We start from the raw sequence: 12,825 nt of genomic DNA on the forward strand, positions 1-12,825 counted from the left end.
GGCTTTGCTTGACGCGGGCCAGTGCTTATCGTGCCGACTCCCCTTAAAAGTGATATTGCGCCTGCCATGTCGAATGCTTCCCCGTCTCCATCGAATTCCTCCCGTCAGTGGCTGATTGGCCTGACGTTGCTCGCCGTGCTGCTTCTGCTGCTGTGGTGGTTCTGGCCGAGCGAGCCAGAAAGCCAGCAGATGGGCCGTGGCCGTTTCGGAGACATGGGGCCGGTGCCGGTGCGCGTGGCCGAGGTCAAGCAGGGTGAGTTCGCCATCGAGCTCAAGGCGCTTGGCACGGTAACTTCCTACAACACGGTCAACGTACGCTCGCGGGTCGACGGTGAGCTGGTCAAGGTGCTGTTCGAGGAGGGCCAGCAGGTCAAGGCTGGCGACCTGTTGGCGGTAATCGATCCACGTCCTTATCAGGTGGCCTTGCAGCAGGCGCAGGGGGCGCTGCAGGAAAACCAGGCGCAACTGAAGAACGCCGAACTGGACCTGCAGCGCTACAAGGGGCTGTACGATGAAGACAGCATCGCCAAACAGACCCTGGACACCCAGCAGGCGCTGGTCAATCAGTACCGTGGCAGTCTGCAGAGCAACCAGGCCGATGTCGCCACGGCCAAGCTCAACCTCGACTTCACCCAGATTCGCGCGCCCATCGACGGTCGCCTCGGCCTACGTCAGCTGGATATCGGCAACCTGGTCAGCAGCGGCGATACCACGCCTTTGGTGGTAATCACCCAGGCCGATCCGATTGCGGTGATCTTTACCATCCCCGAGGGCGATCTGCCTGCCGTGCTGCAGCGCCGCCGCGACGGCACGACCCTGGCCGTCGAGGCCTGGGACCGTGGTGAGCGTCTCAAACTGGCCGAGGGTGTGCTGGAAAGCCTGGATAACCAGATCGACACCACCACCGGTACGGTCAAGCTCAAGGCGCGCTTCGACAACGCCGAGCAGATGCTCTTCCCCAATCAGTTCGTCAACGTGCGTCTGCGCGTTGAAACCCGTGAGGCCGCCATCATCATTCCGTCCGCTGCGGTGCAGTTCGGCACCCAGGGTACCTTCGTCTACGTCGTGGGTGACGATAACAAGGTGAGCATCCGTCAGGTCACCATCGCCGCCAGCGACGCCGAGCGCAGCCTGGTGGCCGGTGGAGTGCAGCCTGGCGAACGGCTGGTGCTGGAGGGCACCGACCGCCTGCGCGACGGCAGCGAGGTGGAAGTGGTCGACCCGAACCTGGTGCAGAGCCCCGACGGCGCAGCCAACGAGCCTGGAGATCGCCAGGGCAAGCGCAATGGCTCCGCACGTCCGGGCGCAGCACGGAACGACGCATGAATATTTCCCGCCCCTTCATCCTGCGGCCGGTCGCCACCACGCTGTTGATGGTGGCGATCTTCCTCAGCGGTCTGATCGCCTATCGCCTGCTACCGGTGTCGGCGCTGCCGGAAGTGGATTACCCGACCATCCGTGTGCTGACCTTATATCCAGGCGCCAGTCCGGATGTGATGACCAGTGCCGTGACGGCGCCGCTGGAGCGCCAGTTCGGGCAGATGGCCGGGCTCAAACAGATGTCCTCGACCAGTTCGGGCGGCGCCTCGGTGATCACCCTGCGCTTCAATCTGGATGTCTCCCTGGCGGTGGCCGAGCAGGAAGTGCAGGCGGCGATCAACGCGGCGAGCAATCTGCTGCCTGGCGATCTACCGGCGCCGCCGGTGTACAACAAGGTCAACCCGGCCGATACGCCAGTGCTGACTCTGGCGGTGAGTTCAAAGACGATGCCGCTGCCGCAGGTCAACGACCTGGTCGATACCCGCCTGGCGCAGAAGCTCGCGCAAACCAGCGGTGTCGGCCTGGTGACCCTGGCCGGCGGGCAACGTCCGGCGGTGCGTATTCGCGTCAATCCGGAGGCGCTGGCGTCCTACGGCCTGAGCCTGGCCGACGTGCGCAGCCTGATCACGGCCAGCAACGTCAACCAGCCCAAGGGTAACTTCGACGGCCCGACCCGTGTCTCGCAGCTCGACGCCAATGACCAGCTGAAGTCGGTCGAGGAATACCGCGAGCTGATCCTCAGCTATCAGAATGGTGCCGCGCTGCGCCTGAAGGATGTCGCCGAGATCATCGATGGCGCCGAGAACGAGCGCCTGGCCGCCTGGGCCAACCGCAATCAGGCGGTACTGGTCAACGTGCAGCGTCAGCCTGGTGCCAACGTCATCGATGTGGTCGACCGCATCCAGACCCTGCTGCCACACCTGACCGAGGGCCTGCCGGCCAGTGTCGAGGTCAAGGTGCTCACCGACCGTACGCAGACCATCCGCGCTGCCGTGCGCGATGTGCAGCACGAACTGCTGCTGGCCATCGCCCTGGTGGTGATGGTGACCTTCCTGTTCCTGCGCAAGCTGTCGGCGACCATCATCCCGTCCATCGTCGTGCCGCTGTCGCTGATCGGCACCTTCGGTGTGATGTACCTGGCCGGTTTCACCATCAACAACCTGACGCTGATGGCGCTGACCATCGCCACCGGTTTCGTGGTCGACGACGCCATCGTCATGCTGGAGAACATCGCCCGCCATCTGGAGGAGGGCGAGACGCCGCTCAACGCCGCACTCAAGGGGGCCCGGCAGATCGGCTTCACCCTCGTTTCGCTGACCCTGTCGCTGATTGCCGTACTGATCCCGCTGCTGTTCATGGCCGATGTGGTGGGCCGGCTGTTCCGCGAGTTCGCCATCACCCTGGCCGTGGCCATCCTGATTTCCCTGGTGGTGTCGCTGACCCTCACGCCGATGATGTGCGCGCGCTTGCTCAAGGCCGAGAAACCCGAGCAGGAAGGGCGCTTCTATCGGGCCGCCGGTGGCGCCATCGACGCCATGATCGAACGCTATGGCGTCTGGCTGCAGTGGGTGCTCAGGCATCAGCCGCTGACCCTGCTGGTGGCCGTGGCGACCCTGGGCCTGACCGTGCTGCTGTACTTGGCCGTGCCCAAGGGCTTCTTCCCGGTGCAGGACACCGGCGTGATCCAGGGTATTTCCGAGGCGCCGCAGTCGATTTCCTTTGCTGCCATGAGCGAACGTCAGCAGCGTCTGGCGGATGTCATCCTGCGTGATCCGGCGGTGGCCAGTCTGTCCTCGTCGATTGGCGTGGATGGCGACAATCCGACGCTCAACAGCGGCCGTCTGCTGATCAACCTGAAAACCCACGCTGAACGCGACGTCACCGCCAGTGAGGTAATCGAGCGTCTGCGTCCTGAGCTGGCGAAGGTTCCCGGTATCGAACTGTTCATGCAGCCGGTGCAGGACCTGACCATCGAAGATCGCATCAGCCGCACGCAGTTCCAGTTCACCCTGGAGTCGCCCGACAGCGCGCTGCTGGAGACCTGGACGCCGCGTCTGGTCGAGGCGCTGCGCGAGCAGCCGGAGCTGACCGACGTGGCCAGCGACCTGCAGAACCGCGGCTTGCAGGTGTTCTTGGATATCGACCGTGACGCCGCGGCGCGCCTGGGTATCAACGTCGGCACCATCGACGATGCCTTGTACGACGCCTTCGGCCAACGGCAGATCAGCACCATCTACACCCAGGCCAGCCAGTACCGCGTGGTGCTGGAGAGCCGCGATGGCGGGCGTATCGGCCTGGCCGCGCTGCGTCAGATTCATGTAGCCACCGGTGACGGCCAGCAGGTGCCATTGTCGTCCCTGGCGCATGTCGAGGAGCGGCCAGCCAGCCTGCTGGTCAACCATATCGGCCAGTTCCCGGCGGTGACCCTGTCGTTCAACCTGGCGCCTGGCGTGTCGCTGGGCGAGGCAGTGGCGGTAATCGAGCGCGTCGAGCAGGAAATCGGCCTGCCGGGCGGCATCAACACTCAGTTTCAGGGGGCCGCCGAGGCGTTCCGTGCGTCGTTGTCGTCGACCTTGCTGCTGATTCTGGCCGCCATCGTCACCATGTATATCGTGCTGGGCGTGCTCTACGAGAGTTACATCCACCCGATCACCATTCTTTCCACGCTGCCGTCGGCGGGCGTCGGTGCGCTGCTGGCATTGCTGCTGACCGGTAACGACCTGGGGCTGATCGCCATCATCGGCATCATCCTGCTGATCGGTATCGTCAAGAAGAACGCGATCATGATGATCGACTTCGCCCTCGAGGCTGAACGGCATCAGGGCATGGTGCCCGAGGCGGCGATCTACCAGGCGGCGCTGCTGCGTTTCCGCCCGATCCTGATGACCACCCTGGCCGCGCTGTTTGGCGCCATCCCGCTGATGCTCGCCTCGGGCTCCGGCGCCGAGCTGCGCCAGCCGCTGGGGCTGGTGATGGTCGGCGGCCTGCTGGTCAGCCAGGTGCTGACGCTGTTCACCACGCCTGTGATCTACCTCTACTTCGATCGCCTGTCGCGGCGCGTCAGCGGGCGTAGCGCTGCCGGAGTCGCGGTATGAACCCCCGTCGTGGGAGCGGCTTCAGCCGCGAACAGTTCACTGCAGGGGATTCGCGGCTGAAGCCGCACCTACAGGACTGGCGAAGCCTTGGGGCCAATCGCGCATGAACCTCTCCGCCCCCTTTATCCGCCGTCCGGTGGCGACCTTGCTGCTGAGCCTGGCGATCATGCTGCTCGGCGGCGTCAGCTTTGGCCTGCTGCCGGTGGCGCCGCTGCCACAGATGGATTTCCCCACCATCACCGTGCAGGCCAACCTGCCTGGTGCCAGCCCGCAGATCATGGCCTCGACCGTGGCCACGCCGCTGGAGCGCTCGCTCGGCTCGATCGCCGGGGTCAGCCAGATGAACAGCCGCAGCAGCCAGGGCAGCACGCGGATCATGATCCAGTTCGACCTGGACAAGGACATCAACACCGCCGCGCGTGAGGTGCAGGCAGCGATCAATGCGGCGCGCGAACTGCTGCCCAGCGGCATGCGCACCATGCCCAGCTACCGCAAGATCAATCCCTCGCAGGCACCGATCATGGTGCTGTCGCTGACCAGTGCCACGCTGAACAAGGGCCAGCTGTACGACGTGGCCTCGACTATTCTGGCGCAGAAACTGGCCCAGGTTGGTGGCGTGGGTGAGGTGCAGGTCGGGGGTAGTTCGCTGCCGGCGGTACGGGTTTCCCTCGAGCCGCGCCTGCTCGATCACTATGGTATTGCGCTGGACGAAGTGCGCCAGACCATCGCTGCGAGCAATGCCCTGCGGCCCAAGGGCGCGGTCGAGGACGAGCAGCGCCGCTGGCAGGTGCAGGCCAGCGACCAGTTGGCCAAGGCCGCCGATTACCTGCCGATGATCATCCGCTACCAGGACGGCGCCGCCGTGCGCCTGGGCGACGTAGCCACGGTCACCGATGGCGTCGAAGACCGCTACAACAGCGGCTTCTACAACGACAAGGAAGCGGTGCTGCTGGTGATCAATCGGCAGAGCGGGGCGAATATCCTGCAGACCATCAGCGACATCCGCGCCGAGCTGCCGGCGCTACGCGAGGTGATTCCAGCCAGCGTCGAGCTGGAAGTGGCGATGGATCGCTCGCCGGTAATCCGCGCCACCCTGCACGAGGCCGAGCAGACCCTGCTGATCGCCGTGGGCCTGGTGATCCTGGTGGTGCTGGCGTTTCTCGGGCGTTGGCGCGCAGCGCTGATTCCGGCACTGGCGGTGCCGGTGTCGCTGATCGGCAGTTTCGCCGCCATGTACTTGCTGGGGTTCTCGCTGAACAACCTGTCGCTGATGGCGCTGATCATCGCCACCGGGCTGGTGGTGGACGATGCCATCGTGGTGCTGGAGAACATCGCCCGACACATCCATAACGGCGAGAAGCCGATGGCGGCGGCGTTCAAAGGCACGCGCGAGGTGGGCTTTACCTTGCTGTCGATGAACCTGTCGCTGGTGGCGGTGTTCATCTCCATCCTGTTCATGGGCGGTATCGTCGAGCGGCTGTTTCGCGAGTTCTCTATCACCCTGGCCGTGGCGGTAGTGATTTCCCTGCTGGTATCGTTGACCTTGACGCCGATGCTTTGCGCGCGCTGGCTGAAGGCTGAGGACGAGCAGTCGCGCAGTCACCTGCAGCAGTGGGGCGACCGCCTGCAGGCACGGGTTCTGGTCGTCTACGGGCGTTCGTTGGACTGGGCGCTGCGCCATTCGTTGCTGATGGTGATCAGCCTGCTGGCCACCATCGCGCTGAACGTCTACCTGTTCGTCAGCATCCCCAAGACCTTCATGCCGCAGCAGGATACTGGCCAACTGATCGGTTTTATCCGCGGTGATGATGGACTGTCATTTCAGGTCATGCAGCCAAAGATGGAGATCTTCCGCAATGCCGTATTGGCCGATCCTGCAGTGGACAGTGTGGCCGGCTTTATCGGTGGTTCGGGGGGGATCAACAACGCCTTCATGATCGTGCGGCTAAAGCCGGTGAATGAGCGTGGCGTGTCGTCGCAGCAGGTCATCAATCGCCTGCGTGCCACTGTGCCGAAGGTGCCCGGTGGGCGCATGTTCCTCATGCCGGATCAGGATCTGCAGATCGGTGGGCGCGAAGGGCGTAGCTCGGAGAACGAGTACATGCTGCTTTCGGGTGATCTCGATGCCCTGCGTGAGTGGCTGCCGAAGGTGCGTGAGGCGCTGCGCGCGCTGCCCGAACTGACCGATATCGACGCGAACGAGAACGAGGGCGCCCAGCAGATTCGCCTGGTCGTCGACCGCGAGGCTGCGCAGCGCCTTGGCGTTGAGATGAGTATGATCACCGCAGTGCTCAACAACGCCTTCAGTCAGCGTCAGGTTTCCACCATCTACGAGGCGCTGAACCAGTACAGCGTGGTGATGGAGATCAACCCGCGCTACGCTCAGCATCCCGAGGCACTGGACCAGATTCAGCTGATCACCGCCGATGGCGCACGGGTGCCGCTGTCCACCTTCGCCCGTTGGGAGCGCAGCCTGGAAGAGGACCGGGTCAACCACCAGGGCCAGTTCGCCGCCGAGAACATCGGCTTCTCCCTGGCCGAAGGGGTCAGCCTGGATCAGGCCAGCCGCGCCATCGACAATGCCGTGGCGCGGGTCGGCCTGCCCACCGAAGTGCAGGGCATGCTGGGCGGTACTGGCGCGGCCTTCCAGCAGACCCAGGGCAATCAGCCGCTGATGATCCTGCTGGCACTGGTGGTGGTGTATATCGTGTTGGGCGTGCTCTACGAGAGCTACGTGCATCCGCTGACCATCCTCTCGACCTTGCCGTCGGCCGGCGTTGGCGCCTTGCTCGCGCTGCAACTGGTAGGCATGGAGTTCAGCCTGATCTCCTTGCTGGGTCTGTTCCTGCTGATCGGTATCGTCAAGAAGAACGCCATTCTGATGGTCGATCTGGCCCTGCAACTGGAGCGCGGTGAGCGCCTGAGCCCGCAGGAGTCCATCCGCCAGGCGTGCCTGCTGCGTTTCCGACCGATCATGATGACCACCCTGGCTGCCATCCTTGGCGCCTTGCCGCTGGTGCTGGGCAGTGCCGAAGGTTCGGAGATGCGTCAGCCGCTGGGTATCACCATCGTCGGTGGTCTGGTGCTGAGCCAGATGCTTACCCTCTACACCACTCCGGTGGTCTACCTCTACTTCGACCGCCTGCGCCATCGCGTCAACCGCTGGCGTGGCGTGCGCACCGATGCTTCGTTGGAAAATCCGTTATGAATCGAGCTCCTTTCGCCCGAACTCTTGTCTCCTTGCTGCTGGCCGGCGTGCTGGGCGGCTGCGCCCTGGGGCCTGACTATCAGCGCCCCGAACTGGCGGCACCTGCACAGTTCAAACAGGTCGAGGGCTGGAAAGCCGCCGCGCCGGCAGATGTTCTGGAGCGTGGCAACTGGTGGGCGCTGTACGGCGACGCCGAGCTCGATGCACTGGCCGAGCGCCTGCAGCTGTCCAACCAGAACCTGGCCGCTGCCGAGGCCCAGTACCGCCAGGCAAGGGCACTGGTGCGCGGTGCACGGGCCAGCTTCTATCCAACGCTGTCCGGCAGCGCCGGGGTGACGCGGGCCGGGCAGGGTGGCGGTGACAGCACCATCCGTACCGCCGATGGCGTCACCGTCAGCGGTTCTGGAGCGTCAAGCATTTCCAAGAGTTATGACCTCAGCCTCAATGCAGCCTGGGAGCTGGATCTCTGGGGCAAGCTGCGCCGGGGCCTGGAGGCCAGCCGCGCCGAATTCGAGGCCAGCGCCGCCGATCTTGCCGCTGCGCGCCTGAGCCTGCAGAGCGAACTGGTGCAGAACTACCTGCAACTGCGCATCCTCGACGAACAGAAGCGCCTGCTCGACGCGACAGTGGCCGCTTACGCGCGCTCGCTGCGCCTGACCGAGAACCAGTATCGAGCCGGCATCGTGCCCAAGTCCGACGTGACCCAGGCCACCACTCAGCTCAAGAGCACGCAGGCGCAGGCAATCGATCTCGAGTGGCAGCGCGCGCAGCTCGAACATGCCATTGCCGTGCTGGTCGGCGTCAGCCCAGCCGAGCTGTCCATCGCACCGCGCGAGAGCCTGCCAGCGCTGCCCGAGGTACCCGTGGCGCTGCCGTCGCAGTTACTCGAACGTCGCCCTGACGTCGCCGCGGCCGAGCGCCGGGTGATGGCAGCCAATGCGCAAATCGGTGTGGCGGAAGCGGCCTGGTTCCCGGACCTGAGCATTTCGGCGACCGGTGGCTATCGCGGCAGCAGCTTCGCCGACTGGATCGAGGTACCCAATCGCTTCTGGTCGCTCGGCCCGCAACTGGCACTGACCCTGTTCGACGGCGGCGCGCGGCGTGCGGAGCTGGAACGTAGCGAAGCCGTCTATGACCAGACCGTGGCGCAATACCGCCAGGCCGTGCTGGACAGCTTTCGTGAAGTGGAGGATTACCTGGTGCAGCTGCGCGTGCTGGAGCAGGAGAGCGGAGTGCAGCAGGAGGCGCTGGATGCGGCGCGCGAGTCGCTGCGTCTGATCGAGAACCAGTACCGCGCCGGTACCGTCGACTACAACAGCGTGGTTACTGTACAGGCCACCGCGCTGAACAACGAACGCACCAATCTCACGCTACTGGGTAGCCGACTGACTGCCAGTGTGCAGCTGATCGCTGCTCTCGGCGGTGGCTGGCAGGTGGAGCGACTGCAGCAGGCGCCCCAGTAGGTGAGGTAAGTAAACAGCCGGCATGGCGGAAAACCGCCACGCCGGCTGTGGGTCATTCGCGATGCTTGCGGTTCACCGTCTGTGCCGCCTTGATCACGTCACTGCCAATCTGCCCTTGGAACTGTTCCCATACCGGACGCATCGCATCGCGCCAGGCCTGGCGCTGCTCGGCGGTCAGGTTGATGACCTGACTGCGGCCAGAATCCACGATGCGCTGGCGGTCGGCCTGGTTGGCGGCCTCGGCCTGTTTGTTCACCACGTAGGTGACCTCATCGATGATGGCTTCCAGCTCCATCCGGATCTGATGCGGGATGCCGTACCAGAAGCGCGAATTGCTCACCAGCATGTAGTCCAGTACGCCATGGTTGGTTTCGCTGATGAAGGGCTGCACTTCATGCAGCTTTTGGCTATAGATGTTCGACCAGGGGTTTTCCGCTCCCTGTACCTGGCCACTCTGTAGTGCTTTGAAGACTTCCGAGAACGGCAGTTTCTGACTATTTGCGCCCACCTGGCCGAATTGTGCCTCCAGTACCGCCGATGGCTGAATGCGGAAGCTCAGACCGTTGGCATCTCCAGGCATGTTCAGCGCGCGGGTAGCGGAAAGTTGCTTCATGCCGTTATGCCAGTAAGCCAGACCAACGATGTTGTGGTCTTCCATCGAGCGCAACAACTGGCGGCCCTTGGCGCGTTTCTGGAAGCGGTTGACCGCATCCAGGTCATCGAACAGGAACGGCAGGTCGAACACCTGCAGTTGCTTGGTGTACTGCTCGAACTTTGCAAGAGACGGTGCCAGCAACTGAACATCGTTGTTACGCAGGGCTTCCAGCTCATTGGCGTCGCCAAAGAGGCTGGAGTTCGGGTAGACCTCGACCTTCACCTTGCCGGCCAGACGTTCCTCGACCAGTTGCTTGAACAGCAGTGCGCCCTGGCCCTTGGGAGTGGCATCGGCCACGACATGGGAGAACTTGATCAGGATAGGTTCATCGGCCAGCGCGCTGGTTGCGCTGAGAGAGGCGAACGCCATGGCGCAGATGGCCATGACGCGAACTGTATTGAACATACTGCTTCCTTTTCTTCTTATCAGGTTGCGGAGCCTTTTCGGCTACGTCGTGTTGGTCACTTTGGCGGTCGCTCAGCCGCTGGTAGCTGTTGCGGATGAACGAAGCTGGCGACTTACCATCGCAAGGCTTATGCCATTGTGGCGAAATTCCGCCAACCTGCCTGGCGTGTGAAAAGGGCTGTGACGTGTCGCACATTGGGTGGCGGATATCCGCCATGCATGTGTCAGACGAGAGCGGAAACTTGCCGGTTTCAGCGAAAGCCTTGGGGGGCGGTCAGCCTGTTATCCTGTGGCCCGCGATTGAAATCGAGGAGTGATGCGATGAGTTGGTCCGCCCAGCAGTATTCCCTGTTTGAACGTCAGCGTACCCGCTCCGTGCATGATCTGCTGGCGGCGGTGCCGCGCGATGATGTCGAGCTGGCGGTCGATCTGGGCTGCGGCCCCGGTAATTCCACTGCCGTATTGCAGGCTCATGCGCCACAGGCGCGGGTGGTGGGTATCGACAGCAGTGACGACATGCTGCGCGCGGCGCGCGAACGCCTGCCGCAGGTGACCTTCCAGTTGGCGGATATCCAGCATTGGCAGGCCGAGCGCGCACCGCAGTTGATCCTGGCCAACGCCTCGCTGCAGTGGTTGCCGGATCACGCGCAGCTCTACCCGAGATTGCTGGCGCAGTTGGCGCCCGGTGGCTGGTTGGCGATCCAGACGCCGGACAACCTGCAGGAGCCGGCACACCGTCTGGCCCGCGAGGTGGCTGCCGACGGGCCCTGGGCTGCACAAATCGGCGAGGTGCGCCATGCCGAGCGACACAGCGCGCAGGCCTATTACGACATCCTCGGCGCCCATGCCAGCGAGCTGGATATCTGGCGCACCACCTACTTCCATGTGCTGGACAATGCCGCGGCGGTGGTGGAGTGGTTCAAGTCAACGGCGTTGCTGCCGTTCCTGCAGCCACTGGAGGCCGAGCAGCAGGCAGCTTTCCTCGAGCGTTATCAGGCGGCGATTGCTGAAGCCTATCCGGCGCAGGCCGATGGTCGGGTGTTGCTGCCGTTTCCGCGTCTGTTTCTGGTGGCTCGCCGATAGCGCAACAAGCTCGCGGCTAAAGCCCCTCCCACAGATCGCAGTGAAGACTGTGGGAGAGGCTTTAGCCGCGACGCTTAAAAGAAAGCCCCCGCATCTGCGGGGGCTGTTCGTTTACTGCGCCAGGGCAAGCAGTCCGGCGTGCTGGACCAGCTCCAGCAGTGGCTGCGGGTACACGCCGATGATGAAGGCGAGCAGGGCGACCACCAGCAGCATGATGCCGCCGGCACGCTGGCCCCAGTCGAAGGGTGCATCGTGGCGATGCATGTTGGGTTCGCGCATGAATAGCGTGACCATCACCCGCAGGTAATAGAACACGCCGATGGCACTGCCCAGCACCATGGCGCCGAGCAGCCACCACAGTTGCGCTTCGACACCGGCGGCGATCACGTAGAACTTGCCGATGAAACCTGCGGTCAGCGGAATGCCGGCCAGCGACAGCATCATCACGGTGAGCACGGCGGTCAGGTACGGGCGGCGCCAGAACAGGCCGCGGTATTCGTACAACGCATCGGCATCACGACCGCTGTAGGGCGTGGACATCAGGGTAATCACGCCGAAGGCGCCCAGGCTGGTCAGCACGTAGGTGGCCAGGTACACGCCCACGGCTTCCACCGCCAGGCCCTTGCTGGCGATCAGCGCCACCAGCAGGTAACCGAAGTGGGCGATCGACGAGTAACCGAGCAGGCGTTTGAGGTTGTTCTGCAGCAGTGCCAGCAGGTTGCCGAACAGGATCGAGGCAATGGCGATCAGGGTCAGCAGGTCGCTCAACCAGCCGCCGCTCATGGCCGGAGATATCTGGTACAGGCGCAGCAGCACGGCGAATACCGCCACCTTGCTGGCAGTGGCCAGGAAGGCTGCGACTGGCGCAGGGGCACCTTCGTAGACGTCCGGCGTCCACAGATGGAAGGGTACCAGCGACAGCTTGAAGGCCAGACCGATCAGCATCATGCCGATGCCGATCTGCACCAGTTGACTGCTCTCGCGCGCCAGGCTGACGCCGATATCGGCGAAGGCCAGGTTGCCGGATTCGGCATACAACAGTGCCATGCCGAACAACAGGAAGGCGCTGCCTGCCGCCGACAGCACCATGTACTTGATGCCGGCCTCCAGCGAGCGCTTGTTGAAGAAGGCGTAGGCGATCATGCCGTAGGTCGGTACCGACAGCAGTTCCAGACCGATGAACAGGCCTGCCAGATGCTGGGCGCTGACCAGCACCAGGCCGCCCGCGGCGGAGAGCAGCACCAGCAGGTACAGCTCCTCGCGGTTGCCCGGGTAGCCCTTGCCCGATGCACCGCCCAGGTAGGCATGTATCAGCGTGACGCAGGCCAGGCTGGCGGCCAGCACCAGCGCCATGTAGTAGCACGCGAAGGTGTCGATCAGCAGCAGCGGGGTGACTTCCAGCGGCGTCACTTCCAGTGCCGGAATCAACGACAGCAGCGCCAGGTTCAGGCCCACCACCGAGAGGATGAAGGTCAGGGCGTGATTGCGCTTGGCGGCGATGGCCAGCATCACCACCACGGCGGTGAGGCTGGTCACCAGCAGCGGCAGCAGGGCGATCAGGTGTTGCAGGGTAAATTCGACAGCGTGATGTTCCAT

Annotated in this window: 7 protein-coding genes; 5 read left to right on the forward strand and 2 right to left on the reverse strand. The window is 63.9% G+C overall.

Annotated features, from left to right (window positions below):
* Positions 1-66 precede the first annotated feature (66 nt).
* The 4 genes from JWV26_RS21465 (at position 67) to JWV26_RS21480 (ending at position 9,086) form a co-directional block, all read left to right on the forward strand.
* A complete protein-coding gene (locus JWV26_RS21465; protein ID WP_206417778.1) occupies positions 67-1,326 on the forward strand; it encodes an MdtA/MuxA family multidrug efflux RND transporter periplasmic adaptor subunit in 1,260 nt (419 codons plus the stop codon).
* Positions 1,323-4,415 carry an MdtB/MuxB family multidrug efflux RND transporter permease subunit gene (locus JWV26_RS21470; RefSeq protein ID WP_093052486.1) on the forward strand — a complete coding sequence of 1,031 codons (3,093 nt, stop codon included), beginning with the start codon at positions 1,323-1,325 and terminating at the stop codon, positions 4,413-4,415. The genes JWV26_RS21465 and JWV26_RS21470 overlap by 4 nt, the downstream gene beginning before the upstream one ends.
* A 103-nt stretch (positions 4,416-4,518) precedes the next feature.
* Positions 4,519-7,623: a multidrug efflux RND transporter permease subunit gene (locus tag JWV26_RS21475; protein ID WP_074914843.1), complete on the forward strand. Its 3,105-nt coding sequence runs from the start codon at positions 4,519-4,521 to the stop codon at positions 7,621-7,623.
* Positions 7,620-9,086: an efflux transporter outer membrane subunit gene (locus JWV26_RS21480; protein ID WP_072424109.1), complete on the forward strand. Its 1,467-nt coding sequence runs from the start codon at positions 7,620-7,622 to the stop codon at positions 9,084-9,086. Before JWV26_RS21475 ends, JWV26_RS21480 begins: the two co-directional genes overlap by 4 nt.
* A 52-nt stretch (positions 9,087-9,138) precedes the next feature.
* Here the strand turns inward: JWV26_RS21480 and JWV26_RS21485 are convergent, their stop codons facing one another.
* Positions 9,139-10,146: a TRAP transporter substrate-binding protein gene (locus JWV26_RS21485; protein ID WP_072424108.1), complete on the reverse strand. Its 1,008-nt coding sequence runs from the start codon at positions 10,144-10,146 to the stop codon at positions 9,139-9,141.
* Positions 10,147-10,467: 321 nt separating this feature from the next.
* Between JWV26_RS21485 and tam the strand changes: the two genes are divergently transcribed.
* Positions 10,468-11,229 (forward strand): trans-aconitate 2-methyltransferase, encoded by a 762-nt coding sequence (gene tam, locus JWV26_RS21490; protein ID WP_206417779.1) that lies wholly within the window; start codon positions 10,468-10,470, stop codon positions 11,227-11,229.
* Between the two features lie 111 nt (positions 11,230-11,340).
* Here tam and nuoN read toward each other — a convergent pair whose 3' ends face one another.
* A complete protein-coding gene (nuoN, locus tag JWV26_RS21495) occupies positions 11,341-12,825 on the reverse strand; it encodes an NADH-quinone oxidoreductase subunit NuoN (protein ID WP_072424106.1) in 1,485 nt (494 codons plus the stop codon).

Source organism: Ectopseudomonas toyotomiensis (assembly GCF_017167985.1).
GTDB classification, from domain to species: Bacteria; Pseudomonadota; Gammaproteobacteria; order Pseudomonadales; family Pseudomonadaceae; genus Aquipseudomonas; species Aquipseudomonas toyotomiensis.

Coding starts and splice junctions, on each gene's coding strand:
- JWV26_RS21465 (WP_206417778.1), top strand. CDS start 67: ATGTCGAATGCTTCCCCGTCTCCATCGAATTCCTCCCGTCAGTGGCTG.
- JWV26_RS21470 (WP_093052486.1), top strand. CDS start 1,323: ATGAATATTTCCCGCCCCTTCATCCTGCGGCCGGTCGCCACCACGCTG.
- JWV26_RS21475 (WP_074914843.1), top strand. CDS start 4,519: ATGAACCTCTCCGCCCCCTTTATCCGCCGTCCGGTGGCGACCTTGCTG.
- JWV26_RS21480 (WP_072424109.1), top strand. CDS start 7,620: ATGAATCGAGCTCCTTTCGCCCGAACTCTTGTCTCCTTGCTGCTGGCC.
- JWV26_RS21485 (WP_072424108.1), bottom strand. CDS start 10,146: ATGTTCAATACAGTTCGCGTCATGGCCATCTGCGCCATGGCGTTCGCC.
- tam (WP_206417779.1), top strand. CDS start 10,468: ATGAGTTGGTCCGCCCAGCAGTATTCCCTGTTTGAACGTCAGCGTACC.
- nuoN (WP_072424106.1), bottom strand. CDS start 12,825: ATGGAACATCACGCTGTCGAATTTACCCTGCAACACCTGATCGCCCTG.